The organism is Pseudomonas sp. QLc11A, from assembly GCF_052112305.1.
GTDB classification, from domain to species: domain Bacteria; phylum Pseudomonadota; class Gammaproteobacteria; order Pseudomonadales; family Pseudomonadaceae; genus Aquipseudomonas; species Aquipseudomonas laurylsulfatiphila.
Genome location: NZ_JAVAJJ010000001.1, coordinates 369,221 through 395,184, shown reverse-complemented (window position 1 = coordinate 395,184; position 25,964 = coordinate 369,221). Strand labels below are relative to the sequence as shown.

The 25,964-nt window shown below is 59.8% G+C and carries 25 protein-coding genes; 7 read left to right on the top strand and 18 right to left on the bottom strand.

What is annotated here, in order from left to right; translation table 11 throughout:
- Positions 1-33: 33 nt before the first annotated feature.
- Both Q8X48_RS01850 and Q8X48_RS01845 read right to left on the bottom strand, forming a co-directional pair.
- The gene (locus Q8X48_RS01850; RefSeq protein ID WP_407799588.1) at positions 34-825 is read right to left on the bottom strand and encodes a phosphate/phosphite/phosphonate ABC transporter substrate-binding protein; all 792 of its coding nucleotides are present in this window, start codon (positions 823-825) and stop codon (positions 34-36) included.
- Between the two features lie 140 nt (positions 826-965).
- Positions 966-1,907: a fatty acid desaturase gene (locus tag Q8X48_RS01845; RefSeq protein ID WP_407799262.1), complete on the bottom strand. Its 942-nt coding sequence runs from the start codon at positions 1,905-1,907 to the stop codon at positions 966-968.
- Positions 1,908-2,235: 328 nt separating this feature from the next.
- Between Q8X48_RS01845 and Q8X48_RS01840 the strand changes: the two genes are divergently transcribed.
- Entirely contained in the window at positions 2,236-2,652 is a 417-nt protein-coding gene (locus Q8X48_RS01840; RefSeq protein WP_407799261.1) for a GNAT family N-acetyltransferase, read from the top strand.
- Positions 2,653-2,783: 131 nt separating this feature from the next.
- On the opposite strand, the gene def is transcribed toward Q8X48_RS01840, so the two are convergent.
- The 3 genes from def to Q8X48_RS01825 form a co-directional block, all read right to left on the bottom strand.
- Positions 2,784-3,323: a peptide deformylase gene (def, locus tag Q8X48_RS01835; RefSeq protein ID WP_104449174.1), complete on the bottom strand. Its 540-nt coding sequence runs from the start codon at positions 3,321-3,323 to the stop codon at positions 2,784-2,786.
- A 2-nt stretch (positions 3,324-3,325) separates the two neighbouring features.
- A complete protein-coding gene (locus Q8X48_RS01830; RefSeq protein WP_217836189.1) occupies positions 3,326-4,282 on the bottom strand; it encodes a YihY/virulence factor BrkB family protein in 957 nt (318 codons plus the stop codon).
- A 176-nt stretch (positions 4,283-4,458) separates the two neighbouring features.
- Positions 4,459-4,650 carry a CsbD family protein gene (locus Q8X48_RS01825; protein WP_015096558.1) on the bottom strand — a complete coding sequence of 64 codons (192 nt, stop codon included), beginning with the start codon at positions 4,648-4,650 and terminating at the stop codon, positions 4,459-4,461.
- Between the two features lie 202 nt (positions 4,651-4,852).
- On the opposite strand from Q8X48_RS01825, the gene Q8X48_RS01820 reads away from it, so the two are divergent.
- On the top strand, positions 4,853-5,230 hold the full coding sequence (locus Q8X48_RS01820; protein ID WP_008054262.1) for a hypothetical protein: 378 nt from the start codon (positions 4,853-4,855) through the stop codon (positions 5,228-5,230).
- Between the two features lie 209 nt (positions 5,231-5,439).
- Here the strand turns inward: Q8X48_RS01820 and fadD1 are convergent, their stop codons facing one another.
- Positions 5,440-7,140: a long-chain-fatty-acid--CoA ligase FadD1 gene (fadD1, locus tag Q8X48_RS01815; protein WP_407799260.1), complete on the bottom strand. Its 1,701-nt coding sequence runs from the start codon at positions 7,138-7,140 to the stop codon at positions 5,440-5,442.
- A gap of 384 nt (positions 7,141-7,524) precedes the next feature.
- Entirely contained in the window at positions 7,525-9,213 is a 1,689-nt protein-coding gene (gene fadD2 / locus Q8X48_RS01810) for a long-chain-fatty-acid--CoA ligase FadD2 (protein ID WP_126047215.1), read from the bottom strand.
- Between the two features lie 239 nt (positions 9,214-9,452).
- On the opposite strand from fadD2, the gene Q8X48_RS01805 reads away from it, so the two are divergent.
- Positions 9,453-10,397 carry an alpha/beta hydrolase gene (locus Q8X48_RS01805; RefSeq protein WP_407799259.1) on the top strand — a complete coding sequence of 315 codons (945 nt, stop codon included), beginning with the start codon at positions 9,453-9,455 and terminating at the stop codon, positions 10,395-10,397.
- Positions 10,398-10,438: 41 nt separating this feature from the next.
- Positions 10,439-10,909 carry a MaoC family dehydratase gene (locus Q8X48_RS01800; RefSeq protein WP_095967928.1) on the top strand — a complete coding sequence of 157 codons (471 nt, stop codon included), beginning with the start codon at positions 10,439-10,441 and terminating at the stop codon, positions 10,907-10,909.
- A 125-nt stretch (positions 10,910-11,034) separates the two neighbouring features.
- On the opposite strand, the gene Q8X48_RS01795 is transcribed toward Q8X48_RS01800, so the two are convergent.
- Positions 11,035-11,502 (bottom strand): ferritin-like domain-containing protein, encoded by a 468-nt coding sequence (locus tag Q8X48_RS01795; protein WP_218478048.1) that lies wholly within the window; start codon positions 11,500-11,502, stop codon positions 11,035-11,037.
- Positions 11,503-11,704: 202 nt separating this feature from the next.
- On the opposite strand from Q8X48_RS01795, the gene Q8X48_RS01790 reads away from it, so the two are divergent.
- Positions 11,705-11,941 carry a DUF3820 family protein gene (locus Q8X48_RS01790; RefSeq protein ID WP_003227425.1) on the top strand — a complete coding sequence of 79 codons (237 nt, stop codon included), beginning with the start codon at positions 11,705-11,707 and terminating at the stop codon, positions 11,939-11,941.
- 20 nt (positions 11,942-11,961) lie between these two features.
- The gene (locus Q8X48_RS01785) at positions 11,962-13,143 is read left to right on the top strand and encodes an aminotransferase class V-fold PLP-dependent enzyme (protein WP_407799258.1); all 1,182 of its coding nucleotides are present in this window, start codon (positions 11,962-11,964) and stop codon (positions 13,141-13,143) included.
- A 263-nt stretch (positions 13,144-13,406) separates the two neighbouring features.
- On the opposite strand, the gene Q8X48_RS01780 is transcribed toward Q8X48_RS01785, so the two are convergent.
- From Q8X48_RS01780 to zwf, 3 genes are read right to left on the bottom strand one after another with little or no spacing between them, the layout of a single operon-like run.
- A complete protein-coding gene (locus tag Q8X48_RS01780; protein ID WP_126047221.1) occupies positions 13,407-14,072 on the bottom strand; it encodes a bifunctional 4-hydroxy-2-oxoglutarate aldolase/2-dehydro-3-deoxy-phosphogluconate aldolase in 666 nt (221 codons plus the stop codon).
- A 17-nt stretch (positions 14,073-14,089) separates the two neighbouring features.
- Positions 14,090-14,803: a 6-phosphogluconolactonase gene (gene pgl, locus Q8X48_RS01775; RefSeq protein WP_095967931.1), complete on the bottom strand. Its 714-nt coding sequence runs from the start codon at positions 14,801-14,803 to the stop codon at positions 14,090-14,092.
- Positions 14,790-16,259 carry a glucose-6-phosphate dehydrogenase gene (gene zwf, locus Q8X48_RS01770; protein ID WP_015096567.1) on the bottom strand — a complete coding sequence of 490 codons (1,470 nt, stop codon included), beginning with the start codon at positions 16,257-16,259 and terminating at the stop codon, positions 14,790-14,792. Before zwf ends, pgl begins: the two co-directional genes overlap by 14 nt.
- Positions 16,260-16,487: 228 nt before the next feature.
- On the opposite strand from zwf, the gene Q8X48_RS01765 reads away from it, so the two are divergent.
- Complete coding sequence (locus tag Q8X48_RS01765; RefSeq protein WP_170948639.1) at positions 16,488-17,348, top strand: MurR/RpiR family transcriptional regulator; 861 nt, start codon at positions 16,488-16,490, stop codon at positions 17,346-17,348.
- 138 nt (positions 17,349-17,486) lie between these two features.
- Here the strand turns inward: Q8X48_RS01765 and Q8X48_RS01760 are convergent, their stop codons facing one another.
- The 7 genes from Q8X48_RS01760 to Q8X48_RS01730 form a co-directional block, all read right to left on the bottom strand.
- Entirely contained in the window at positions 17,487-18,341 is an 855-nt protein-coding gene (locus Q8X48_RS01760; RefSeq protein ID WP_407799257.1) for a D-hexose-6-phosphate mutarotase, read from the bottom strand.
- 114 nt (positions 18,342-18,455) lie between these two features.
- Positions 18,456-19,802, bottom strand: a complete 1,347-nt coding sequence (locus Q8X48_RS01755) for a carbohydrate porin (protein ID WP_407799256.1) — start codon at positions 19,800-19,802, stop codon at positions 18,456-18,458.
- A gap of 205 nt (positions 19,803-20,007) precedes the next feature.
- The gene (locus Q8X48_RS01750) at positions 20,008-21,168 is read right to left on the bottom strand and encodes an ABC transporter ATP-binding protein (protein WP_095967934.1); all 1,161 of its coding nucleotides are present in this window, start codon (positions 21,166-21,168) and stop codon (positions 20,008-20,010) included.
- A gap of 4 nt (positions 21,169-21,172) precedes the next feature.
- On the bottom strand, positions 21,173-22,018 hold the full coding sequence (locus Q8X48_RS01745) for a carbohydrate ABC transporter permease (protein WP_007974434.1): 846 nt from the start codon (positions 22,016-22,018) through the stop codon (positions 21,173-21,175).
- Positions 22,011-22,919: a carbohydrate ABC transporter permease gene (locus Q8X48_RS01740; protein ID WP_007974433.1), complete on the bottom strand. Its 909-nt coding sequence runs from the start codon at positions 22,917-22,919 to the stop codon at positions 22,011-22,013. The genes Q8X48_RS01745 and Q8X48_RS01740 overlap by 8 nt, the downstream gene beginning before the upstream one ends.
- A gap of 201 nt (positions 22,920-23,120) precedes the next feature.
- Positions 23,121-24,419 carry an ABC transporter substrate-binding protein gene (locus tag Q8X48_RS01735; RefSeq protein ID WP_407799255.1) on the bottom strand — a complete coding sequence of 433 codons (1,299 nt, stop codon included), beginning with the start codon at positions 24,417-24,419 and terminating at the stop codon, positions 23,121-23,123.
- Between the two features lie 117 nt (positions 24,420-24,536).
- Entirely contained in the window at positions 24,537-25,796 is a 1,260-nt protein-coding gene (locus Q8X48_RS01730; protein ID WP_407799254.1) for a D-mannose isomerase, read from the bottom strand.
- Positions 25,797-25,964: the final 168 nt, after the last annotated feature.

Genomic DNA, 25,964 nt, shown 5'->3' with positions numbered 1-25,964 from the left:
GAAAAATGGACCTGTCGACTCGACATTTGCGCCCTATCGCAAATCTCCATATCCCAGCATCTCGGCCTCAAGCTGATAATCGAGCACAACCTGATAGTCGCTTTCGCTAGCCGGCAGCACCTGCGGCAAACCGAGGATTTCGACGACGTCAGGCAATTCGCACAACGCCTGATTCATCGCCTGCAATAGCCCTTCCGCCTGCTGATCGCTGACGGTGGCTGCCGTGATGTAGGGCAACGTCGGACTCAATGCACTGCGAGCAATCACGCGCAAACCGGTCACTTCCTCCTCGGCGTATCGGGCCAGACAGGCGAAGGTCACGCTGTCGATGGCCGCCAGATCGGCAAGGCCCTCGCGCAACCAGCGCAGGCTTTCGCGATGACTGCCGCTGACGCCGACCTCGGCAAAAAAACGCCCGTCACGCTGCATCGGCGCCAATCGGTGGCGCAGTAAATTCATGCCGCTGTTGGAGTCATGGCCATTGATCACGCCTCGACTGCCGCGAAAATCCGCCAGAGTCTGTCGCGGATCATCGACCCGTCCCAGGATCAGGCTGCAGTGATTGCCGCCGCGGCTGTCCGGCAGCTCGTAACGCGGTCGCCCCAGCACCCGGACCTTGCCGCGCAAGGCCGTCATCAGCGGATAGCCGCAGGTTTGGGTGAGCAGCAAATGCGGCGACAACCACATCTCCATCAGTGACAGGCCTGCGGCATCGCCGCGGGTTTCGCCCAGGTGCTCGAGGATTCGCGCCAGCCAGCGTTCGTTGGCCTGGTGGATGGGTTCGGGGGCGGTGTACATCAGCAGTTCGGCGATGTGTTGGGTCATCATCGTATCTCCATACAACGAAGTTCCCTGTGGGAGCGGGCTTGCCCGCGATAGCGTTGGATCAGTCACCAGGTGTGCTGGATTTGAAATCGCCATCGCGGGCAAGCCCGCTCCCACAGGGTTTGGAGGTGATCTATGCATCAGTGAAACGGATGCCTTGGGCTGTCGATGGCCTTTACGCCGTATTCACGCCACAGCTGCCCATACCCCTGCACCAGGAATCCACCGCTACGCGCCAGCCATTGCTCGCGGCGGGCCCAATAGGCGCGGGGCAAGTCGTACCAGGGCAACCCCGGCAAGTCGTGGTGCACCAGGTGGAAATTGAGGTTCAGGAACAGCCAGCGCCACGGCCACGCCGCTTCATTGAGCACGGTACGTTGCTCCGGCGCCGCGTGAGGTCGATGCTCATAGTAGGAGCGAATCATGGCGATCGACAGCGCCGGCACGCTGATCAAGAACAGGTAATGCCACACCGGCAACACGCTGTAGCGCGCGATGAACAGCAGCATCAACAGGGTCCAGGCGCCGTGGCTGAGCCACATAAACCAGGCCTGGCGCTCACCGCTTTTCAGGCGTTGCAGTTCTTCCCGGGCCAGCGTCAGCAAGGCGATTGGCGCACCGAGCAGAAAGCGCCCGAGCACGGTTTTGTTCAACCAGTGCAGGCCTTGTTCGAACAACGAACTGCCCTGCCACTGCTCGGCATTCAGGTAACGGCTTTCCGGATCGCGACCGGGGATGGTCAGGTCTTCATCGCGGTGATGCAGCAAATGGCTGTCGCGATACAAGGTGTAGGGATACCAGACGGCAAACGGTGCGTAGCCGAGGGTTTTGTTCAACAGCGGCCAGCGGGTCGGATGACCGTGCAGCAGTTCGTGCTGCACCGACAGCCACAGCACCACCACGGGAATCAGCAACAACGTGCTCAACCACAGGCCCAATGAATCACTGGCCAGAACAAGGGTGAACCACGCGCTGTACACGCCGATCAACAGCAACCAGGTCGGCCACTCCGTGCGGGCGGTGAGGCCTTGGCGCAAGGTTTCGATTTCTTCTCGGTGGGCTGCATCGAAATAATGAGGCATGGCATTGCTCGGATCGGGGACCAGTCCCCTTCTGTGCAATGGCGATGGGAAATCTTGCAGATTATTTTCAGGAAGATCGCTCCCGCATTGCGCGGGAGCGATCGGTCAGCGCAGGCTCAGTGCCCGAACACATTGACCTTTTTGGCTTTCTTGTCAGCGCGCTTTTCGATAGCGGTTTTCGCCGGCTTTTTCTTGTCTGCTTTCTTTGAATCCATACCTTTGGACATGATGCGTACTCCACTCATGGGGATGTGAGATCAGGTATACACCTATCCCGGCGCGCGTGTTCTTTTATAATCGCCGCTTTGCCCACCGACAGTCCGAGACCATGCCCGACACCCACTACACCCTGCTCGACGAGCCGTTATGGCCATTGATGAACAAGTTCTATCGCGCTCACCAATCGTCAATGAAAGCCGTGCGCGACGCGCAGCTCTGGGTGGCCCGGCGTGACGGGATTGTGGCCGCACTGTGTTTGCGCCCGGTGTCCGGCGGGCATTGGCTGACCGGGTTGTTTGTCGATCCACAGTGCCGGGAACAAGGAATAGCCGCCGGGTTGATTGCAGCCGCGGTGAAGGATTGTGAATTGCCGGTGTGGTTGTTCTGCCATCCGGACTTGCGCGGATTTTATGAGCGACGCGGGTTTACGTTCGATCCGCCGATGCCTTATGCGATGGTTGAACGGTTGAGCCGGTATGCGCGCAGCAAGCCGATGATTGCGATGGGGTTGGAGCCAAGCGTTTAACTTACTCAACCCTGTTGGAGATCCAATGTGGGAGCGAGCTTGCTCGCGATGAGGCCCGGTCAGTCAACATTGTTGGCGACTGATACACCGCCATCGCGAGCAAGCTCGCTCCCACAGGGTATGCAGCGAGTCTATTCGTCGGCGTTGGGATCCAGGTCCGGGAACATCACTTCGGTGAAGCCGAACTTGCTGAAGTCGGTGATGCGCGACGGGTACAGGCGGCCGATCAGGTGGTCGCACTCATGTTGCACCACCCGTGCGTGGAACCCCGAAGCAACGCGCACAATGGGCTCGCCCTTGGGGTCGACACCTTCGTAGCGAATCTGCTGGTAACGCTGCACCGCGCCGCGCAGGCCGGGTACGGACAAACAGCCTTCGAAGCCCTCCTCCATGATCGGGCTCAGCGGTGTGATCAAGGGGTTGATCAGGATCGTCTGCGGCACGGCCTCGGCATCCGGATAACGCTCGCTGTGCTCGAAACCGAAGATCACCAGTTGCAGGTCGACGCCGATCTGCGGCGCCGCCAGGCCAACGCCCCCCACACTCTCCATGGTCTGGAACATGTCATCGATCAGTTGCCACAGCTCGGGGCTGTCGAACATCTCGGCCGGTACTGGCGGGGCAATGCGCAGCAGGCGCTCGTCGCCCATTTTCAGAATTTCACGAATCATGATCAGGTTTCATCAATGGTCGGTTTGATTGAGTGATCGCGGCCCAGGCCCGAGACGTGGTGTTTTTCCTCATGGACGGGACCATGCTCGCCAGCCACTTTTTCCCCAGGGTCCTTGCCCTCTCGCGACATGTGTTCGATCACTGCGTTCATCTCCGCGCCCAGCAGCAGCACCGCGGCGGAAATGTAGAAGTACAGCAACAGCACGATGATCGCACCGATACTGCCATACATGGCGTTGTAGTTGGCGAACTCCTTGACGTACAAACCAAAGCCCAGGGAGGCAATGATCCATACCACCACCGCCAGCACCGAGCCCGGCGTGATGAAGCGGAATTCCTGTTTGACGTCGGGCATGACGTAGTAGATCAGCGCCACCGCGACCATCAGCAGAATCACGATCACCGGCCAGCGCAAGAGGGTCCAGAGCGTGACGATAAAGTACTCAAGGCCGACTTGCGCAGCGATCCAACCCATCACCTGCGGCCCGAGCACCATCAGCGCGGCGGCGATCAGCAGCATGCCGGCAATGCCGACGGTGTAGATGATCGACAACGGGAAGCGTTTCCACAGCGGGCGCCCTTCAACCACGTCGTAGGCTGCGTTCATCGCGCTCATCATCAGCCGCACACCGGCGGAGGCGGTATACAGCGCAATCACGATACCCACCGAGAGCAAACCACCCTTGGCCTGCTGAAGCTGGTCGATCACCGGGTTGACCTGTTCCAGCGCCTGGGGCGGCAGCACCAGCTCCGATTGCAGGCGCAGCCAGGAGAAGAAGTCCGGCAGGTGCAGGAAGCCGATCAGGGCAATCAGGAACAGGATGAACGGAAACAGCGAAAACAGCATTTGATAGGCCAGCGCCGAGGCATAGGTCGACATCTCGTCGGCGATGAACTCGGTGACCGTGCGCATCATCACACGGTGCAGGGGCATGCCTCTCATGTCCGGAAAAATCATTCGCGTCTCCATTCGCCGCATACGGAATTGGGTTGAAGTCGTGGCGACTCAGGGGCCGTTTTCTACATCAAATCAGCCTGTTTCGCGACTTTGAAACATTTTCCTCCCTCAAGTTCAGGCTGACACAAAAACGGCCATCTGAGGATGGCCGCTTCTTAACTTTATTAAAGGCCGGATCACGCCTTGTCGATGCCTTTTTTCAGTGCATCCTTGGCTTTACCAACCGCCTGCTGGGCTTCGCCTTTCTTTTCCTGCATCACGCCTTCGGCGCGCATTTTGTCGTTACCGGTGGCCTTGCCCACCCCTTGCTTGACGTTGCCGGCGGCTTCATTGGCCATGCCTTTGACTTTATCGGTTGTGCTGCTCATGGTGATTCTCCTGTGAACGTTTCAATCGGAGGAAAAGTCGTTACACAAGGTTGACCGGGGGCTTTTGCAGGGAGTTTCATTTATTTTCATCACGACATTTCATCGTTCAGTGCAGGTTGCGCTTTATGTTTGCGGGCCAACCCCCGAGAATGCGCAACACGTTCAGGCCATGGCGCTGAAGATCCAATCCCGTAGGAATGTTATGAAACTCGATAAAAAGCAGGCCATTGCCCGCAGAAACCAGGAACTTGGCGGTGCTGTGCTTGGCGTCAACAACTGCCACTTCGCCGAATTGAACCGTAATCGCAACATCTGGTGGTTCGACCTCCCGGTGACGCGCCTGGCAATCGGTCAGTACGAGTGGATCCACCTGCTGATGCACACGCCGGCCACCGACGAGCTGCTGCACCTGAAAGTGCCGACCGTGTTCCTGCGCGAGAAACTCGAAGGGCTGGTGGTGCGCAATGAAGGCAAGCGCAAGGCGGCATTGAGCCTGGAACTGAGCGCCGACAAGGACTCCTTCCTGCAAGACATGCGCCCGGCGGGCACCAACGTCAACTTCGCGCCGTTTCGCCAATAATTCACAGAACTTTGTGGCGAGGGGGCTTGCCCCCGTTGGGCTGCGAAGCGGCCCCAAAACCTGCAACTGAGATTTGTCAGACACACCGAGTTGATCTGATTTGCGACGGCTGCGCCGCCGAACGGGGGCAAGCCCCCTCGCCACAAAAGCCCCCTGCCCCCAAGATTGGCCTCAACAAAAAGCCCCGCATCCGCGGGGCTTTTTGTTGATTACGCGGTGGCTTTCTTCGCGTTGATCTTCTTCAGCTCTTCATCGCGCAATTCACGACGCAGGATCTTGCCGACGTTGGTGGTCGGCAGTGCATCGCGGAACTCCACGGAGCGCGGGACCTTGTAGCCGGTGACGTTGGCGCGCATGTGCTCCATCACCTGCTCCTTGGTCAGGGTCACGCCTGGCTTGGCGACGATGAAAATCTTGATCGCTTCGCCCGACTTCTCGTCCGGCACACCGATGGCCGCGCATTGCAGCACGCCCGGCAGGGTCGCCAGCACGTCTTCGAGCTCGTTCGGGTACACGTTGAAACCGGACACCAGGATCATGTCTTTCTTGCGATCGACAATGCGCATGTAGCCGTCAGGCTGGATCAGCGCGATGTCACCGGTCTTCAACCAGCCTTCGCTGTCGAGGATTTCATCGGTGGCTTCCTGGCGCTGCCAGTAACCCTTCATGACCTGCGGCCCCTTCACGCACAGTTCGCCGATTTCGCCCATCGGTTGTTCGACACCGGCATCGTTGATGATTTTGCACAGGGTCGACGGCACCGGAATGCCGATGGTGCCGATCTGGATGTTCTGGATCGGGTTGACCGTGGCCACCGGGCTGGTTTCGGTCATGCCGTAGCCTTCGCAGATGGCGCAACCGGTGACCGCCTTCCAGCGTTCGGCCGCGGCCAGTTGCAGGGCCATGCCGCCCGACAAGGTGACTTTCAGCGCGGAGAAATCCAGCTTGCGGAAGCCTTCGTTATTGCACAAGGCCACGAACAGTGTGTTCAAACCGACGAAGCCGCTGAACTTCCACTTCGACAGCTCCTTGACCATCGCTGGCAGGTCACGCGGGTTACTGATCAGGATGTTGTGGTTGCCGATCAGCATCATCGCCATGCAGTGAAAAGTGAACGCATAGATGTGGTACAGCGGCAGCGGCGTGATCAGGATCTCGCAACCTTCATTGAGGTTCGAACCCATCAGCGCCTTGCACTGCAGCATGTTCGCCACCAGGTTGCGGTGGGTCAGCATTGCGCCCTTGGCCACGCCGGTGGTGCCGCCGGTGTATTGCAGCACCGCGACATCGCTGCTGGCCGGACTGGCTTCCGCCACTGGCTGGCCCTGGCCTTTGCTCAGCACGTCGTTGAACTTGATGGCTTTTGGCAAGTGATAGGCCGGCACCATCTTCTTCACGTACTTGATGACGCTGTTGACCAGCAGGCGCTTGAGCGGCGGCAGCAGGTCGGCGACTTCGGTGACGATCACGTGCTTGACGCCGGTTTTCGGCACCACGGTTTCCGCCAGGTGCGCCATGTTGGCCAGGCAGACCAGGGCCTTGGCACCGGAGTCGTTGAATTGGTGTTCCATCTCCCGCGCGGTGTACAGCGGGTTGGTGTTGACCACGATCAACCCGGCGCGGATGGCGCCGAAGACGGCAACCGGGTACTGCAACACGTTGGGCAGTTGCACGGCGATTCGATCGCCTGGCTGCAAATCGGTATGCTGTTGCAGGTAAGCGGCAAACGCACCGGACAATTCGTACAGTTCACCGTAGGTGAGTGTCTTGCCCAGGTTGCTGAATGCCGGCTTGTTGGCGAAGCGTTGGCAGGATTGCTTCAACACTGCCTGAATATTCGGATACTCGTCTGGATTGATCTCAGCAGCAATCCCAGCTGGGTACTTATCCTTCCAAAAGTCTTCGATCATGGAAGCCCACTCCTCAGCAACGCGAATTCAGCACCGCATTTGATGCGATTATTATTGGTGTTTGGTCATTGGTGAATCTGGCTGATAGAAGGCCGAGAAGTCACAAAGCGCGCCGAGAGTAGCAGCTTTGCAAAGGGTCGACTAGAGCCAAAAGCGGCCTCTACGGTCACATTTGTGACTCAAGACTTACAAGCAGTCATTTTAGAGCAAAAAACCTATAAAGCCCTGAAAGCCACGGAATTCGGGGCTCTAGCGTACGCCGAAAAGCATCGCGGGCAAGCCCGCTCCCACAAGGTTCGCGTCGTACACAAAGTGTGTGCACAACAGTGAATCTGTGGGAGCGTGGCTTGCCCGCGATCCGCGCGAAGCGCGGCCATTCACCGATCAGGCGATATCACGCAACTCCCGCCGCAGGATCTTGCCCACTGGCGTCATCGGCAGCGACTCACGCAGCACGATGTGCTTCGGTACTTTGTAGGCCGTGAAATTCTCCTTGCAGTAAGCCTTCAGCTCTTCAAGGCTGACGCCCGCTTCACGGGCCACCACGAACAGCTTCACCGCCTCCCCCGACCGTTCGTCAGGCACACCGATGACCGCACAGTTGGCGACGTTCGGGTGAGCCATCACCACGTCTTCGATTTCGTTCGGGTACACGTTGAAACCCGAGACAATGATCATGTCCTTCTTGCGGTCAACGATGCGCACGAAACCGTCCGGGTCGATCACCGCAATGTCACCGGACTTGAACCAGCCGTCGGCATCCAGCACTTCGGCCGTGGCTTCAGGTTTCTGCCAGTAGCCCTTCATGATCTGCGGACCCTTGATGCACAACTCGCCGCGCTCACCCAAAGGTTGTTCGACGCCGTCATCGCTGATGACTTTCAGCGTGGTGCCCGGCACCGGCAGGCCGACCGTGCCGATCCGGGACTGCTCGCCATACGGGTTGGTACAAGCCACTGGCGAGGTTTCGGTCAGGCCATAACCTTCGGTGATGCGGCAACCGGTCAGTTGTTCCCAACGCTCGGCGGTGGCCTTGACCAGTGCGGTGCCGCCCGAGTTGGTCAGCTTGAGGCTGGAGAAATCCAGGGTCTTGAAATCCGGGTGATCCATCAGCGCGACGAACAGTGTGTTGAGCCCCAACAGCGCCGAGAACCGCCAGTTCTTCAGTTCCTTGATGAAGCCGGCAATGTCCCGTGGATTGGTGATCAGCACGTTGTGGTTGCCCGTCACCATCATGCACATGCAGTTCGCTGTGAAGGCATAGATGTGGTACAGCGGCAGCGGCGCGATCATCACCTCTTGGCCTTCACGCAGCAGCGGCTGACCGTCGCTGGCCGACTGGCTGAGGCAGGCCCGTGCCTGCTGCATGTTCGCCACCAGGTTGCCGTGGGTCAGCATCGCACCCTTGGCCAGGCCGGTGGTGCCACCGGTGTATTGCAGCACGGCGATGTCGTCGAGGCCAACCTTCAGCGGCTTGATGCCCAGGCCACGGCCCATGCGCAATGCGCTCTTGAAAGAGACGGCCTGGGGCAAGGAATAGTCCGGGACCATCTTCTTGACCTTGCTCACCACAGTGTTGACCAGCCAACCCTTGGCGGTGGGCATCAGGTCGCCCATCTTCGCTTCGATCAGGTACTGGATATCGGTGTCGGGGAGCACTTCCTGGACTTTCTGGCCGAACATGTTCAGGTACACCAGCGCCCGGGCACCGGAATCCTTGAACTGGTGACGCATTTCCCGCGCGGTGTACAACGGGTTGGTGTTGACCACGATCAACCCGGCGCGCAAGGCGCCGAACACGGCAATGGGGTAATGCAGGACGTTGGGCATCTGCACGGCGATGCGGTCACCCGGCACCAGGTCGGTGTGGGCTTGCAGGTAGCCGGCGAAAGCAGCGCTCTGGCGTTCCAGTTCGGCGTAGGTCAGGGTCACGCCCATGTTGCTGAACGCAGGGCGGTCAGCAAACTTCTTGCAGGAACGCTCGAACACCTCGATCACCGACTTGTAGGCACCCAGATCGATATCCAGGGGGACGCCGGCCGGGCGTTTGTCATTCCAGAAATCAGGTTGCATTGTTCTTGTCCTCTTTACCTGAATCTATCCGGGGCCGCTTTTCTGTCATTTCTCCCTGATCCCTCAAAGGCAGAAAGCGAAAAGCGGAGCTTCACGGACACTAGCAGCTATGGCGATTCAGGCAAATATGCGCAAAGCCGTCATTGATCGTGTGAATCTTCCAGCCTTGCTGTGGGCTGATCAGACGCATGCAACGGGATGCGCTATACAATGCAACGACTCAGTGCAAAGGAACCGCCATGATCCATGACACTTTCTGGCTGACCACGAGCGACCACAGCCGCCTCTTCGTCAACCAGTGGCTACCCGACGGCAGCCTCAAGGCAATGATTCTGCTGGCCCATGGCATGGCCGAACACAGCGGCCGTTATGGAGCCCTAGCGGAAAAACTCTGTGATCAGGGCTACGGCGTGTGTGCGCCGGACCTGCGTGGACATGGCAAAACTGCCGAAAACGGGACCCTGGGGCATTTCGCCGATGACGATGGCTGGTGCAAGGTCGTCAGCGACCTGGCGTGCCTCAACCAGCACATCGGCCAGCAGCACCCTGGCACACCGATTGTGCTGCTCGGTCACAGCATGGGCAGTTACATAGCCCAGGCCTATCTGCTGCACCACAGTGCCAGCCTGCACGGGGCAATCCTCAGCGGCTCGAACTTCCAGCCCGTGACGCTTTATCGCGCGGCACGGCAAATCGCCCGTTTCGAACGCCTGCGCCAGGGCGGCAAAGGACGCAGCGCATTGATCGAATGGCTGTCGTTCGGTTCGTTCAACAAAAAATTCAAACCGGCACGCACGCCGTTCGACTGGCTCAGCCGTGATCCGGCGCAGGTCGACCTGTACGTCAACGACCCGCTCTGCGGTTTCCGCTGCACCAATCAACTGTGGATCGATTTGCTCGGTGGCTTGCAGCAAATCAGCAAAGCGTCCAATCTCGCCCAGATCGACCCGGGCCTGCCGCTGCTGGTGATTGGCGGTGAATGTGATCCGGTGAGCGAAGGCAAACGTCTGAAGGATCTGGCCGACGCGTTGCGGGCGGCCGGCAGCCAGCACCTGCAACTGACCGTTTACCCGCAGGCCCGGCACGAACTGTTCAACGAGAGCAACCGCGATGAAATCGTCGCCGATGTGCTGAACTGGATCGCCCAGGCCTTGAGCACCCCTCGGCCGCACCGATCCGAATAGTTTTTTGTGGATTTTTTAATTCGTCACAGGAATTGAGACAGATGACCCAGGTTACCAACACCCCTTACGAAGCCCTCGAAGTGGGCCAGACCGCCAGCTTCAGCAAGACGGTCGAAGAGCGTGACATCCAGTTGTTCGCCGCGATGTCCGGCGATCACAACCCGGTGCACCTGGATGCCGAATACGCCGCCAGCACCATGTTCAAGGAGCGCATCGCCCACGGCATGTTCAGCGGTGCGTTGATCAGCGCGGCGGTCGCCTGCGAATTGCCTGGGCCGGGGACCATCTATATCGGTCAGACAATGAGCTTTCAGAAACCGGTGAAGATCGGCGACACCCTGACCGTGCGCCTGGAAATTCTGGAAAAGCTGCCGAAGTTTCGCGTACGCATTGCCACTCGTGTGTTCAATCAGCGTGATGAACTGGTGGTGGATGGCGAAGCGGAAATCCTCGCGCCACGCAAGCAACAGAGCGTGACGCTGACGGAACTGCCGGCGATCAGCATCGGCTGATTGACCAGTTAAAAAACAATGTGGGAGCGAGCTTGCTCGCGATAGCGCCAGATCAGTCAACATCAATGTTGAATGTCAGGCCCTCATCGCGAGCAAGCTCGCTCCCACAGTGGTTTCGGCCAGGCTTACGAACGCGCACGCGCCTGGTTACGCAGGGCCTTGACCTGATCGTGATTGCGTTGCGCACCATGGTACTGGCGCTCAACCAGGTCACGAATGCCCACCAGGTTGTGCTTGTTGATCTTCTCCATGGCATCCCGATAAGCCTTCAATGCATGGTCTTCACCGCGCTCGGCTTCGTTGAGCACGGCCTCCTCGTCCTTGCCGGTGAACATCGACTTCACGTCGACCCAGCGACGGTGCAGGTCACCGCTGACACTGGTGGAGGTTTCCGGATCGCCACCCATCGAACGCACCGCGGACTGCAACTCCGCAGCAGCCGTAGCACAATCGGTCGAACGCTTGATAAACAGGGTTTTGAGTTCAGGGTGCTTGATGTCTTCAGCGCAAGTCTTGAACCCGGCCTGACCGTCCTTGCTGGTTTCAATCAGGTCATTGAGTACAGAAATCGCTTCTTTATTCATGTCAGTCATTTTTCAATTCCTTCGGTTGATGAAAGATGCAATGAGTACTGCACCCTGCATGCCAGCTCGGAATTGCTTAACTAATCGTTATTTTTCAAACAGTTATCCATTAACAAAAAATCTGTATCCGCTTTATTTGCATGATCTGTCATTTGGCCTGCATGCAGAATGCCTGTATTTTCCAGACTGACTGAATCAAGACGACCGATCGATGAATCCTGAAAAGCTCGAACTGCTGATCACCCGTGAAATGCCCTTCGGCAAATACAAGGGTCGAATCATTGCCGACCTGCCCGGCCCTTACCTGAACTGGTTCGCCCGGGAGGGTTTCCCGCACGGCGAATTGGGCGGCTTGCTGGCCCTGATGCAGGAAATCGATCACAACGGTTTGTCGGACTTGCTCGAACCGCTGCGCGCCAAACACGGCAAACCGGCCCCGCGTCACTGAATCACCTACCGAGCACCCTCATGCCTGACAACACCCGCCGCGCCCGTGATGAAGCCTTCTGGCAAACCTTTGCCGACCGCTACGATGTCGAACCCGGCCCGATCAACCTGGAGAACGGTTACTTCGGTCGCATGTCGCGCACGGTCGTCGAGGAATACCAACGCAACATCGAGCTGATCAATCGCAGCAATTCGGTGTACGTGCGCCAGCGCTTCGAACAGGGCGACAGCCTGAAGATCCGCGCGCAACTGGCCAGGTTGATTGGCGCCCCCGCCGACAGCATCGCCCTGACCCGCAACGCGTCGGAAGGTTTGCAGTCGCTGATCCGCAACTACAACCGGCTGCAGCCCGGCGATCAGGTACTGGTTTGCGATCTTGAATACGACACGGTCAAAGGCGCCATGCGCTGGCTGGCGCGTAATCGCGGCGTTGAAGTGATCGAAATCGAACACGCACACCCGGCAACCTTCGACAGTCTGCTGAACACCTACCGCGAAACCTTCGCACGGCACCCACGGCTGAAGTTGATGGCCCTGACCCACGTCACCCATCGCACGGGCCTGGTGATGCCGGTGCAGGCGATTGCGGCCGCGGCGAAGGAACAGGGGATTGACGTCATCCTCGACGGTGCCCATGCCCTCGGCCAACTCGAATTTGACCTGAGCGAACTGGGAATCGCCTTCGCCGGCTACAACCTGCACAAGTGGATCGGTGCACCGCTGACGCTTGGCTATATCTACATCGCCCCCGAACGCCTGGCCGACATCGACCCGGACATGGGCGAAATGCATTTCCCGCCCACTGACATCCGTGCCCGAACCTCGTACAGCACCCCCAACATCCCGGCGCTGCTGACCCTGCCGCTGGTGCTCGAAGAACATTGGGCGATGGGAGGAGCCGCGGCCAAGGGCGCGCGGCTCAATTATCTGCGCAACCTGTGGGTGCGCGAAGTTCGCGAACTTCCGGGCATCGAGGTGTTGACCCCGGATGATCCACGGCTGTATTGCGGCATCACCTCGATGCGCTTTACCCAACAGGCCGATCAACAGGTGATGGTCGAAAGGCTGCTCAACGACTACAACCTGTTCACCGTGGTGCGCAGTGGCGCGGCTTGCGGGCCGTGCATCCGCGTGACGCCGGGATTGACCAGCACTGCCGACCATATGCAGCAGTTGATCATCGCGCTGAAAGAACTGCGCTGAACACTCACCATTGTGGGAGCGAGCTTGCTCGCGATGGTCGTGAACGATAACGGGTGAAACCTGATGCCCAGTGTCGCCCTCGGGTTTTTCGCGAGCAGGCTCGCTCCTACAAGGGTTAGCGCCGAACCTGTGGGAGCGGGCTTGCTCGCTCCCACAGGGGGTATGAGCCGATCCAGGCCATTTTTTTCAGGCAAAAAAAACGGTGCACCGACCAAGCGCACCGTAAAGCCGTAGAACACACAACGAAGTGTAGGGTGAAGCGATCAGTCCAGCAGCGCCAGGGCCTCGGCGGTGCATTCCTGAATGCGGGACCAGTCGCCGTTCTTGATCCATTCCGGATCAAGCATCCAGCTACCGCCCACGCACATGACGTTTTTCAGCGCCATGTAGCTCTTGATGTTGGCAGGTCCCACGCCGCCAGTCGGGCAGAATTTCACTTCGCCGAACGGGCCGCCCAATGCCTTGATGGCCGCAACGCCACCGCTGACTTCGGCCGGGAACAGCTTGAAGCGGCGGTAACCCAGACCGTAGCCTTCCATGATGCCCGAGGCATTGCTGATGCCTGGCAACAGTGGAATCGGGCTGGCGACGCTGGCTTCCAGCAAGTCGCGGGTGATGCCCGGCGTGACGATGAACTGCGAGCCTGCCGCTTCCGCCGCCGCCAGCATCTGGCGATCCAGTACGGTGCCGGCACCGGTCACCAGCTCCGGACGCTGCTCGCGCAGAATCTGGATGGCCTTGAGGCCGAATTGCGAACGCAGGGTCACTTCCAGGGCCGTCAGGCCACCGGCCGCGAGCGCGTCGGCCAGCGGCAGGACGTCCTGCTCGCGGGCGATGGTGATCACCGGCAGGATCCGTGCTTTCGCGCAGAGGCTGTCGATCAGGGCAACTTTGTCCGCCATGGAAACGGTCGGGGATGGGTTTGTCATAGCGGCTGTTCCTTGGCTCATGGGCACCAGAAAATCTCTAACGTGGGTTGCAGAAATGCGCGCACCGGCATTGCGGCGACATCGTCGCCGGCCAGTGCGGTACTCAGGGTGGTCAGCTTGGACTGACCGGAAATCGATAGAACCTTGTGTTTGGCCGAGGCCAGCAGCGCGCGGCTCATGGTCAGGCGCTGATGCGGCACGGTCGGCGCCAGCATCGGCCAGCAACGACGGACGCCATCGGCCTGCAATGCCTCGGCAAGGTTCGGGCTGTTGGGGAACAGCGACGCGGTGTGGCCGTCATCGCCCATGCCGAGGATCAGCACGTCGATCACCGGCAGTTCGGACAGCAAGCGGTCGGCCTGCTCCGCCGCCTGTTCAAGGTTGGCGCTGGCGCTGTACAGGCTCAGGAACTGCGCCTTGGCCGCCGGACCTTGCAACAGATAACGCTTGATCAGGCCCGCGTTGCTGTCGGCGTGCTCCACCGGCACCCAGCGCTCGTCGGCCAGGCTGACCACCACGTTCGACCAGTCCAGCGACTGCCTGGCCAGGTGCTGGAAAAACGCCACCGGACTGCGGCCACCGGAGACCACCAGGGTCGCAGTGCCCTGGGCGTCGATCGCGTCGCTCAGCTTTTTCGCCACACTCAGTGCCAGGCTTTCAGCCAGCAGCACCGGGCTCTTGAACCCATGGGCGCTGACGCCCTGCGGCAGTTTCAAATCAGATATCGCCATACCACGACCTCCCGTCCCGCGTGATCAGAGCAATGGAGCTCATCGGCCCCCAGGACCCGGCCGCGTACGGCTTGGGCGCATCACCGGATTTTTTCCACCCGGCGATCAACTGGTCACACCACTTCCACGCGGCTTCGATTTCATCTTTACGGACAAACAGGTTCTGATTGCCGCGCATTACTTCCAGCAACAACCGCTCGTAGGCATCGGGAATCCGTGCGCTGCTCCAGGTGTCGGAAAAATTCAGCTGCAACGGACCGCTGCGCAGCTGCATGCCTTTGTCCAGGCCTTGGTCCTTGGTCATCACACGCAAGGAAATGCCTTCGTCCGGTTGCAGGCGGATAATCAGCTTGTTGCTAATTTGCAGGCGCTGCTCGGGAGCGAAGATGTAGTGCGACGGTTCCTTGAAATGGATGACGATCTGCGACAGCTTCTGCGGCATGCGCTTGCCGGTACGCAGGTAAAACGGCACGCCGGCCCAGCGCCAGTTGCGGATGTCGGCACGCAGGGCGACAAAGGTTTCGGTATCGCTCTGGGTGTTGGAATTGGGTTCTTCCAGGTACCCCGGCACCGCTTTGCCTTCGCTGTAGCCGGCGATGTACTGGCCGCGCACCACCTGGGTGGTCAGGCCTTCCGGGCTGATCGGCGCCAGGGCCTTGAGCACCTTGACCTTCTCGTCACGGATGCTGTCGGCGGACAGGTCGGCCGGCGGGTCCATGGCGATCAGGCAGAGCAGTTGCAGCAGATGGTTCTGGATCATGTCGCGCAGCTGGCCGGCCTTGTCGAAGTAACCCCAGCGGCCTTCGATACCGACCTTCTCGGCCACGGTGATTTCCACGTGGGAGATGTAGTTCTGGTTCCACTGGGTTTCGAACAGGCTGTTGGCGAAACGCAGGGCGATCAGGTTCTGGACGGTCTCTTTGCCCAGGTAGTGGTCGATGCGGTAGGTCCGGTTCTCCGGGAAGAACTGCGCCACGGCGTCATTGACCTTGCGCGAGGATTCCAGGTCCGAACCGATGGGCTTTTCCAGCACCACACGGGTGTTTTGCACCAGGCCGACCTTGGCCAGGTTCTCGCAAATCGCGCCGTAGACGGCGGCCGGCGTGGCGAAGTAGGCAATGACCCGTTGCGTGGTGCCGGCCACTTCAGCCAGGGCCACATAATCTTCGGACTTGAGGAAGTCGACGTGCAGGTAACTCAGGCGCGCCAGAAAACGCTCGACCACGGCTTCGTCCAGCTCTTTGGCACCGACATAGCGGCGCAGCTCGGAGGCAATGAACGTCAGGTGTTCCTGCTCGCTGCCCGGCTCACGGGCCAGCGCGATGATCCGCGTGTCCTCGTGCAACAGGCCGGCGCCGTCGAGTTGATAAAGGGCAGGAAACAGCTTGCGCAAGGCCAGATCGCCAAGGGCGCCGAACAAGGCAAAGGTGCACGGTTCAACCGTAATCGAGAGCATGATGTTTGTTCTTTTATCAAGTTAAGCTACAAATACCTTTTTTCAAGGCATCACTCAAGGGAAAATGTAGTAATAACCACAACATTTTCGCAAAATACAGATTCCGAGTGGTGGTCGGTCGGAGCCATCAGTAGGATAGGCCACCGTCATGGGCCTCACCAAAGGCCCTTTTTGCATTAGCCGCGCGCTTATCCGCGCCGGTGAATCAAGGATACTTATATGGACCGCGTGCGAAATTTACTGGAGCAGATCCAGAATCGCCTTGAAGAGCTGAACAAGGCCGAACGCAAAGTCGCCGAGGTGATCCTGCTCAACCCGCAGCAGGCCACCCGCTTCAGCATCGCCGCCCTCGCCCAGGCCGCCTCGGTCAGCGAGCCGACGGTCAACCGTTTCTGCCGTTCGTTCGGCGTCAGCGGCTACCCCGAGCTCAAGCTGCAACTGGCCCAAAGCCTGGCCAGTGGCGCCGCGTACGTCAGCCGCGCGGTGGAGGCCGATGACAATCCGGAGGCCTATACCCAGAAGATCTTCGGCAGCGCCATCGCCTCGCTGGACAGCGCCTGCCAGGCACTGGACCCGAACCTGATCAGCCGCGCCGTCGACCTGCTGATCCAGGCCCGACAGATCCACTTCTTCGGCCTCGGCGCCTCGGCCCCGGTGGCACTGGATGCGCAGCACAAGTTCTTCCGCTTCAACCTCGCCGTCACGGCCCACGCGGATGTGTTGATGCAGCGCATGATTGCCTCGGTGGCCCATACCGGCGAACTGTTCGTGATCATTTCCTACACCGGTCGCACCCGCGAACTGGTGGAAGTAGCGCGGATCGCCCGGGAAAACGGCGCCTCGGTACTGGGCCTGACCGCCGAGAACTCGCCGCTGGCCAAGGCCAGCACCCTGAGCTTGAACATTCCGCTGCCGGAAGACACCGACATCTACATGCCGATGACGTCGCGGATCATCCAGCTGACCGTGCTCGATGTGCTCGCCACTGGCATGACCTTGCGTCGGGGCGTGGATTTCCAGCCGCATTTGCGCAAGATCAAAGAGAGCCTGAATGCCAGTCGGTATCCGGTGGGTGATGAGTTCAACTAGATCTCTATTGCCGGCTCTGGCCTCTTCGCGGGCAAGCCCGCTCCCACAGTGTCCGCGCCGAACCTAAAATTCGCGAACGCCAATGAAACCTGTGGGAGCTGGCTTGCCAGCGATGAGGCCAGCAGCAACAGCACAAATCTAACCCCCCACCCGCGCCTGCAAACTCAGATACGCCCGCTCCCCAGGCTTCAGGCACAGACTGTCGGTGCCGCCGCTTGCTGCCTCTACGCAAACGAATTCGGATATCTCGTTCCAGGTCACGCCGAGCAACGGCCGCGAACCGGGATGCCACACCACCGTGTCGGCCGTTTCGCCAGTGTCGATGCACAACGCCCGCTGCCAGGCGTGGTCGTTGAGCTGCAATTCGCCGTCATGCTGGAACACCCGCTGACAACCGCCGTCCACGCGCAACTCGCCTTCCTGCTGACACACCTGTCGGCTCAACTGGTCATAACCCTGCGCTCCTTCGAGCCCAGACAGCGCTATCTCACTGACATCGCCAATACGCCAGTAAGCATGCAAAGCCTGGCTCATCTGGCACGGCATGTCGTCCTGATGCTCGGTGCTCAGGCGCAAGTCCATGCGCTCACCCAGGTGCGCGTGCAGGTCCACCTGCCAGTCGCACAACTTCAGCTGCCAGTGCAACCGCACGCCTTCGTCGTCACTGTTGCTTTCGAGCAGCTTCCAGTCGAGCAGCCGCGCCCAGCCATGGGACGGCCAGGCGTTTTCGCTCGGATGCCGGCCATACCAGGGCCAACACACCGGCACACCACCGCGAATGGCGCCGACCTGCGGCCACTTTGCCGCGCACCACAGCCAGGGCTTTTGCCCCTTGGGCTGGAAGTGCAGCAACTGCGCGCCCTGGCGACTGAACACCGCCTGACACAGCGGATGATCGATCACCAGCACGTCGCGCATCTGATAGCGCTCCCACGCGAACACCGGACGTTCGCGCAAGGATTTGAAGAAGCGTTGTAGCGGATGCTCAAGCATGTGCCACGGTCCTGAAAATCATCTGTCACCGGGGTGCGCGGCCCGCAAAAAAAAGCGGACAGCCATGGCTGTCCGCAAATATGCGCACATGGAGAGAAGCTTATCGCAGACGCGTTAGAACACCGACTGAATTTTCAGGCCGGCCACCAGCGCGTTGTCGACTTCATCCACACCACCCGGGTGAGTGACGTATTGCAGGTTGGGACGTACGGTCAGCCAGTTGGTCACGTGGAAGCCGTAGTTGATCTCGTAGTTGTATTCGGTTTCACGAATGGGCGAGAACAGCGGATTGTCGTATTCCGAAACACCGTTGGCCGCGTTGGTCAGTTCGGCGTTTTTCTTCACGTCATCGTTGACATGGATACGGGCGAAACCGATGCCCACGTCATCCTTGGGACGTGCGTCGAACGGGCCCTTGTACACGAACATCAGCGACTGGTAGTTGTCGATGAAGTTGGTGTCCTTGTCGTGGAAGGTGGCGTTGGCCGCAATGTTCAGACCACGGGAAGCATCACCGTTGTGGCTGGTGAGTTGCTGCTGCGCGACGAACCAGTAGCCGTGCTTGCTATCGTGGACGCGATAAGGATTGCCAGTGGTCGCGGCATCCTGGCCGTTGTCGTCCTTGAGAACGTCGTCGGCATTGGCTGTGCTTTTGTAGTAACCGACACGGTATTCGCCTGGCAGGTTGTTGACCTTCGGCGACCAGACCAGCTCGACCGGCAACACGGTGCCCTCAGTGCCACTGCCGCTGAGCTTGAAGCCGTTACCGTGTTCCAGTTGCGTCGGGTTCTGGTTGTACGCACCAATCTGAGCATAGAGCTCGTCATTGATGTGGTACTTCACACGGATCGCCGCCTGGCTGACCGGCCAGTTGTACCAGATGTTGGTGGCCCAGTTACCGACCTGGGATCCGCAGAACGCCAGGTTCTGGAATTCGCACGGGAAGGTGTTGAAGTCTTCACCTTCACCGAAGTAACCGGCCTTGACGTCCAGTTTGTTGTCGAAGAACTGGTGCTGAATCCACAACTGGGTCAGACGCACCATGTGGCCACGACCGTAGACTTCCTGGGAGGAACTCAAGGTGCCGGCACGCGGGTCGCCGATACGGTCGTTGGAGATGTTCTCGCCGTTACGGTTGGTGAGCTGGATCTTGGCCTGGGTGTTGTCCCAGCCGAACAGTTTTTCCAGGTCCAGCGCCGCGCCCAGGCCGAACTGGTCGGCGTAGCGCGCGGTCTTGTCATCGTTGAAGCCGCCATGCAGGTTGCCGCCGACTTCACCGACGTAGTCCATCTTGAGGTCGATGCCTTGCTCGATCAGCTTGGTACGCTCGCCCCCCCAATCGCCCGTCATCCACTTGGAGTCGGAGCTGAACGCTTCATCGGCCATCGCATTGCCGGCCAGAACCAGTGCTGCCGCTGCTGAAACCTGGCAGATCAACCGGGCCTTGTTCTTCATCTTCATCCCTACATCCTCGTTTTATTGTTATTAACTTTTCTTCTTTAACGCGGTTACATCCGGTGCAATGCGCGACAGGCCGCGCATTGCGAATCCCCTCCTGTAGGAGCGAGCTTGCTCGCGAGAAACCTGAGAACACCGTGGGGTGTCAGGTTTCCAGTGTCATCGTTGACGTCCATCGCGAGCAGGCTCGCTCCTACAGGTTTGTTCTTCAGCGGCCTTTGAATTGGGCGACGTTGGCGCTGTGCGCTTCGGTTTTCGGCACGCCGGCCACCCCCAGGCGCTCCCCTGTCTTGGCATCGAACAGCAGCACTTTCGCCGGATCGAATTGCAGGGTCAGGGTCTCCCCCACCGCAGGCGCCACATCCGGCGCCAGGCGGCAGCAGACCTTGGTGTCATTGAGGTTGACGAAGACCAGGGTGTCCGGCCCGGTCGGTTCGGTGACCTGGACTTCGGCACGAATGGTCGGCAAACCGTTCGCTTCACCGTTGGCCAGGATGATCTGTTCAGGGCGCATGCCGAGGATCACTTCGCGATCTTCCAGACCTGCGTCCTGCATGCCCAGCGGCAGCTCGCAACGGGCCTGGCCGCTGTCGAGCAGCGCCAGCAGGCGACCGTCCTTGCGCTGCAGGCGCAGCGGGATGAAGTTCATCGGCGGCGAACCGATGAAGCTCGCCACAAAGAGGTTGGCCGGGTTGTTGTAGATGTCCTTCGGCGTACCGAACTGCTGGATGATCCCGTCCTTCATCACCGCCACCTTGTCGCCCAGGGTCATGGCTTCGATCTGGTCGTGGGTCACGTAGACCGTGGTGGTTTTCAGGCGCTGGTGCATCAGTTTCATTTCGGTGCGCATCTCGACCCGCAGCTTGGCGTCGAGGTTGGACAACGGTTCGTCGAACAGATAAATCTTCGGCCGCCGCGCCAGGGCACGGCCCATCGCCACGCGCTGCTGCTGACCACCGGAGAGCTGGCCGGGCTTGCGGCTGAGCAGGTGTTCGATCTGCAGCAGCTTGGAAACCCGAGCGACTTCTTCGTCGATTTCCGCGGTCGGCATTTTGCGGATCTTCAGGCCGAAGGCGATGTTGTCGCGCACGCTCATGGTCGGGTACAGCGCGTAGGACTGGAACACCATGGCGATGTCGCGATCCTTGGGGCTCATGCCGCTGATGTCGGCGTCATCCACCAGGATCGCACCACCGCTGATGGTTTCCAGGCCGGCGATGCAGTTCATCAGCGTGGATTTACCGCAGCCCGACGGGCCGACCAGGATCAGGAACTCACCGTCATCGATTTTAAGTTCGATGTTTTTCAGGGTGTCCGGCAAGCCGGGGCCGTAGGTCTTGTTGACGTTGCGTAATTCGAGAGTTGCCATCTTTCTACCCCTTGACCGCGCCGGACGTCAGCCCACGCAGGAAATACTTGCCAGCGAATATGTAGACCAGCAGTGTCGGCAGCCCGGCGATCATCGCGGCAGCCATATCAACGTTGTATTCCTTGGCCCCGGTGCTGGTGTTGACCAGGTTGTTCAGGGCCACGGTAATTGGCTGGGCATCGCCGCTGGCGAAGACCACGCCGAACAGGAAGTCGTTCCAGATCTGGGTGAACTGCCAGATCAGGCAGACCATCACGATCGGGATCGACATCGGCAGCAGGATTTTCAGGAAGATCGTGAAGAAGCCCGCGCCATCGAGCCTTGCGGCCTTGACCAGCGCATCCGGAATGCTCACGTAATAGTTGCGGAAGAACAGCGTGGTGAACGCCAGGCCGTAGACCACGTGCACCAGCACCAGGCCGGTGGTGGTGTTGGCCAGGCCGAATTTGCCGAGGGTGAACGAGGCCGGCAGCAGCACGGTCTGGAACGGCAGGAAGCAGCCGAACAGCAACAGGCCGAAGAACAACTGCGAGCCACGGAAGCGCCACATCGACAGCACGTAGCCGTTCATCGCGCCGATGAAGGTCGAGATCAGCACCGCCGGCACGGTGATTTTCACCGAGTTCCAGAAGTAGCCGCCGACCACGTCCCAGGCCTTGATCCAGCCGATGCCGTCGATCACGGTCGGCCAGCTCAGCAGGTTGCCGGTGCGGATGTCTTCCGGGGATTTGAAGCTGGTCAGCAGCATCACCACCAGCGGGATCAGGTACACCGCCGCTGCCAAAAGCAGGGTGGCGTAGATCGCGATACGGCTGAAACTGATGCCTGATTTTCCGAGTTGATTAGTCATGGCGTTTGCCTCGCAGCTCGGAGTACAGGTACGGCACAAGGATGGTCAGTACGGCGCCAAGCATCAGCATGGCGCTGGCCGAACCGATGCCCATCTGGCCACGGCTGAAGGTGAAGGAATACATGAACATCGCCGGCAGGTCGGATGAATAACCCGGGCCGCCCGCGGTCATCGCTGCAACCAGGTCGAAGCTCTTGATCGCGATGTGCGCCAGGATCATGAAGGCACTGAAGAACACCGGACGCAGGCTCGGCAGGACGATCTTCAGGTAGATGGTCGGCAGACTCGCCCCGTCGACTTGCGCGGCGCGGATGATCGACTGATCGACACCGCGCAGACCGGCCAGGAACATCGCCATGACAAACCCGGAGGCTTGCCATACAGCGGCGATCACCAGGCAGTAGACGACGCGATCCTGATCCACCAGCCAATCGAGACGGAAGCCTTCCCAACCCCAGTCACGCAGCATCTTGTCCAGGCCCAGGCCAGGGTTGAGCAGCCATTTCCAGGCGGTACCGGTGACGATCATCGACAGCGCCATCGGGTACAGGTAGACGGTGCGGATGAAGCCTTCCTTGCGAATGCGCTGGTCCAGCAGCACGGCGAGGAACACGCCCAGCACCAGGCTGATGCCGATGAACATACCGCCGAACACCGCGAGGTTCTTGCTCGCGACCCACCAGCGGTCGTTGTCCATCAGGCGCATGTATTGCTGCAGGCCGACCCACTTGTAGCTCGGCATGAAGCTGGAATTGGTGAAGGACAGAATGAACGTCCAGATGATGTAACCGTAGAAGCCAACCAACACGATCAGCATGCTCGGCGCGAGTACCAGTTTGGGTAGCCAGCGTTGCAGCGCATCGAACGGTGAGGCTTTGCTGAAAACCGCCACAGAGCTCATCGGGATAATCCAGGTGGAGAAGTGAAATCCGGACAGAGTTCCCCCCTGTAGGAGCGAGCTTGCTCGCGATGGAATCAAGAACACCGGGTTCTGTCTGGATGAGCGCGGTGTCTGGTAGTCCATCGCGAGCAAGCTCGCTCCTACAATTGGGGCGGAGCTCTCTCTGGGGTTTGCCGCAGGATTACCTGCGGCGATTACGAGTTACTGGGCAGCTTTGACAGCCGAAGCCAGTTGGGCGCTGGCCTTGGCCGGGTCAGCGTTCTTGTCGTTCATGAAGTTGGTGACCACGTCGAAGATCGCGCCCTGCACGGCCAGGGAGGTGGCCATGTTGTGCGCCATGCTCGGTTGCAGGCCGCCGGTCTTGTCGTCCGCGATGAAGTCCTTCGCCGACTTCTGGGCGCACTCGTCGAAACCGAGCTTGTCCATTTCGCCCAGCATGTCGTTACGCACCGGGATCGAACCCTTGTTCATGCTGAAGACTTTCTGGAAGTCGGTGCCCAAGGCGACCTTGGCCAGGTCTTGCTGGGCAGCGATGTCGCCCTTGCGATCAGCCTTGAGCTTGAACACCGCCAGGGAGTCGATGTTGTAGGTGAAGGCCTTTTCAGTGCCCGGGAACGCTACACACAGGTAGTCCTTGCCCGCGACTTTCCCGGCTGCCGTCCACTCGCTTTTCGCCCAGTCGCCCATCATCTGCATGCCGGCCTTGCCGTTGATGACTTCAGCGGCGGCGATGTTCCAGTCACGACCGGCGCGGTTCGGGTCCATGTAGGTGGTGATCTTTTTCAGCTCGGCGAACGACTTGGTCATTTCCGGTCCGGACAGGGTTTTCTGGTCCAGGTCGACCAGCGCTTTCTTGTAGCCGTCGACGCCCATGACCGAGAGCACCACGTCTTCAAACACGGTGCTGTCCTGCCAAGGCTGACCGCCGTGGGCGAGCGCGATGAAGCCTGCGGCCTTGAGCTTGTCACCGGCGGTATAGAATTCTTCGAGGGTCGTCGGGGCTTTTTCGATCCCGGCTTTCTTGAACACTTGCGGGTTGATCCACAGCCAGTTGACGCGGTGGATGTTCACCGGCACGGCAACGTAATCACCTTCGTACTTCACGGTGTCGGAAACTTTCTTCGACAGCAGGCCGTCCCAGTTTTCCGCCTTGGAAACGTCTTTCAACGCGTCGGTGCTGAGCAGGCCGGTGCTGCCCCACTCCTGGATGTCCGGACCCTTGATCTGCGCAACGCCTGGCGGGTTGCCGGCTACGGCGCGACTCTTGAGTACAGTCATGGCCGTGGAACCGCCGCCACCGGCGACTGCGCCGTCCTTCCAGGTGAAGCCGTCTTTTTCGACTTGAGCCTTCAGGACATCGACCGCTGCTTTTTCACCACCGGAGGTCCACCAGTGAACGACTTCAACGGAACCTTTGGATTCGGCGGCCAGGACACTGAGGGGGAGCGCAGACAGGGAAGCGAGAGAAATGACAGTAGCGAGGCGAGAAATCGCATTCATCTAGAAGCACCTTTCTTGTTGTTATGCATGCAAGTCTGTTGCTTGCGCTGCATAAGATTCTAAACAGGGGATATCCCCTCGCAGGTAACGAAGGGATGCGCGAATGTCACCGCATGGTTACATAGAACCGCTCTGGGACAACTGCGCCAGCGCCGTGGCCATGCTCGGCGCCAGCGCCAGGCGCGGAATCAGCACGGCTTGCCAGGCATGGTAAAGGTCAGGCTTGCCGGGCCAGATGTCGGCACTCGGGCGGTTTTGCGGATCGAGTTCGTGATACCAGCTGCCATCACAGCGGTCGATGAAATGACTGTCACAGAATTCCCAGAACAGGCGGTACCACCGCTCGTACTGCACTTCACCCGTGCGTTTGATCAGTGCACTGGCGGCGGCACTGGCTTCGCAATGGGTCCAGTGCAGGCGATGGCGGACCACCGCTTTGTTGTCCCAGTCCAGGGTGTAGACAATCCCCGGCGCGCCATCGATGTTCCAGCCGTGACGACAGTTGTGCTCGAAGAGTTTTTGCGCGTCGGTGACCAGCCAGCCCGGCGTGAGCATCCCCGCGTTCACCCGCGAAGCTTCGAGATGCAGCAACAGCCGCGCCCACTCGAAACCGTGGCCCGGGGTGGTGCCGTAGGGGCGAAAACCGTCCGCCGGATTGTCACTGCTGTAGTCCCGCAGTGGCTGCCAGTCGCGGTCGAAATGCTCGATCACCAGGTAATCGTTGGCAGCGGCGTGACCATGGATCACCCGCTCAACGATGCGCTGGGCACGGCACAACCAGCGGTTGTCTTCAGTGACATCGGCCAAGGCGAGGAAGGCTTCGGTGGCGTGCATGTTGCTGTTTGCGCCGCGATAGGCTTCCTCTTCACTCCAGTCGCGATTGAAAGATTCGCGCATCGCGCCTTCTTCTTCACTCCAGAACCAGGTGTCGATGATGTCGATGGCATCATCGAGCAAGGCTTGCGCACCGGGACGCCGTGCGACCACCGCCGAACTGGCGGCCAGCGCGACGAAAGCATGCAGGTAGGCGTTCTTGCCGGTGTTGCCGTCGCGATGTTCGGCAGTGGCGAACCAGCCGCCATGAACCGCATCGCGCAACGGACCACGCAGGGCCGCAACACCGTGATCGACCAGCTCGGCAAAGCCCGGCAAGCCCTGGATATGGGCCATGGCGAAGCTGTGGGTCATGCGAGCGGTATTCATGGTATGGGCTTGCGCATCGGCCGGGAGGCGGCCCCTTTCATCGAGGTTGCCGAAGCCTTCAGGGAGCCTGGAAGCCTTGGCAAAACTCAACAGGCGCAGGCCTTCGGCGGCGAGCCATTGCTGGTGGGCAGGTGCGATCAGCCAACTGCTGAAGGCGGGTTGGAGGGTGTCCATGGCGTACCTTTTTTGTTGTTATGACTGAGGGGCAGCATAAACAACGGAAGGCGGCGGGCTTGTAACGAAGGGGGTGGGCTATGTCACCAGGTTGTGACATTTGCCGTGAGAGATGTGTTGAATGGTCTGGCGCCATCGCGGGCAAGCCCGCTCCCACAGGTTTTGTGT

Excerpts from the sequence above, each read along its gene's own strand:
- Q8X48_RS01850 (WP_407799588.1), bottom strand. The coding sequence starts at position 825 with ATGACCCAACACATCGCCGAACTGCTGATGTACACCGCCCCCGAACCC.
- Q8X48_RS01845 (WP_407799262.1), bottom strand. The coding sequence starts at position 1,907 with ATGCCTCATTATTTCGATGCAGCCCACCGAGAAGAAATCGAAACCTTG.
- Q8X48_RS01840 (WP_407799261.1), top strand. The coding sequence starts at position 2,236 with ATGCCCGACACCCACTACACCCTGCTCGACGAGCCGTTATGGCCATTG.
- def (WP_104449174.1), bottom strand. The coding sequence starts at position 3,323 with ATGATTCGTGAAATTCTGAAAATGGGCGACGAGCGCCTGCTGCGCATT.
- Q8X48_RS01830 (WP_217836189.1), bottom strand. The coding sequence starts at position 4,282 with ATGATTTTTCCGGACATGAGAGGCATGCCCCTGCACCGTGTGATGATG.
- Q8X48_RS01825 (WP_015096558.1), bottom strand. The coding sequence starts at position 4,650 with ATGAGCAGCACAACCGATAAAGTCAAAGGCATGGCCAATGAAGCCGCC.
- Q8X48_RS01820 (WP_008054262.1), top strand. The coding sequence starts at position 4,853 with ATGAAACTCGATAAAAAGCAGGCCATTGCCCGCAGAAACCAGGAACTT.
- fadD1 (WP_407799260.1), bottom strand. The coding sequence starts at position 7,140 with ATGATCGAAGACTTTTGGAAGGATAAGTACCCAGCTGGGATTGCTGCT.
- fadD2 (WP_126047215.1), bottom strand. The coding sequence starts at position 9,213 with ATGCAACCTGATTTCTGGAATGACAAACGCCCGGCCGGCGTCCCCCTG.
- Q8X48_RS01805 (WP_407799259.1), top strand. The coding sequence starts at position 9,453 with ATGATCCATGACACTTTCTGGCTGACCACGAGCGACCACAGCCGCCTC.
- Q8X48_RS01800 (WP_095967928.1), top strand. The coding sequence starts at position 10,439 with ATGACCCAGGTTACCAACACCCCTTACGAAGCCCTCGAAGTGGGCCAG.
- Q8X48_RS01795 (WP_218478048.1), bottom strand. The coding sequence starts at position 11,502 with ATGACTGACATGAATAAAGAAGCGATTTCTGTACTCAATGACCTGATT.
- Q8X48_RS01790 (WP_003227425.1), top strand. The coding sequence starts at position 11,705 with ATGAATCCTGAAAAGCTCGAACTGCTGATCACCCGTGAAATGCCCTTC.
- Q8X48_RS01785 (WP_407799258.1), top strand. The coding sequence starts at position 11,962 with ATGCCTGACAACACCCGCCGCGCCCGTGATGAAGCCTTCTGGCAAACC.
- Q8X48_RS01780 (WP_126047221.1), bottom strand. The coding sequence starts at position 14,072 with ATGACAAACCCATCCCCGACCGTTTCCATGGCGGACAAAGTTGCCCTG.
- pgl (WP_095967931.1), bottom strand. The coding sequence starts at position 14,803 with ATGGCGATATCTGATTTGAAACTGCCGCAGGGCGTCAGCGCCCATGGG.
- zwf (WP_015096567.1), bottom strand. The coding sequence starts at position 16,259 with ATGCTCTCGATTACGGTTGAACCGTGCACCTTTGCCTTGTTCGGCGCC.
- Q8X48_RS01760 (WP_407799257.1), bottom strand. The coding sequence starts at position 18,341 with ATGCTTGAGCATCCGCTACAACGCTTCTTCAAATCCTTGCGCGAACGT.
- Q8X48_RS01755 (WP_407799256.1), bottom strand. The coding sequence starts at position 19,802 with ATGAAGATGAAGAACAAGGCCCGGTTGATCTGCCAGGTTTCAGCAGCG.
- Q8X48_RS01750 (WP_095967934.1), bottom strand. The coding sequence starts at position 21,168 with ATGGCAACTCTCGAATTACGCAACGTCAACAAGACCTACGGCCCCGGC.
- Q8X48_RS01745 (WP_007974434.1), bottom strand. The coding sequence starts at position 22,018 with ATGACTAATCAACTCGGAAAATCAGGCATCAGTTTCAGCCGTATCGCG.
- Q8X48_RS01740 (WP_007974433.1), bottom strand. The coding sequence starts at position 22,919 with ATGAGCTCTGTGGCGGTTTTCAGCAAAGCCTCACCGTTCGATGCGCTG.
- Q8X48_RS01735 (WP_407799255.1), bottom strand. The coding sequence starts at position 24,419 with ATGAATGCGATTTCTCGCCTCGCTACTGTCATTTCTCTCGCTTCCCTG.
- Q8X48_RS01730 (WP_407799254.1), bottom strand. The coding sequence starts at position 25,796 with ATGGACACCCTCCAACCCGCCTTCAGCAGTTGGCTGATCGCACCTGCC.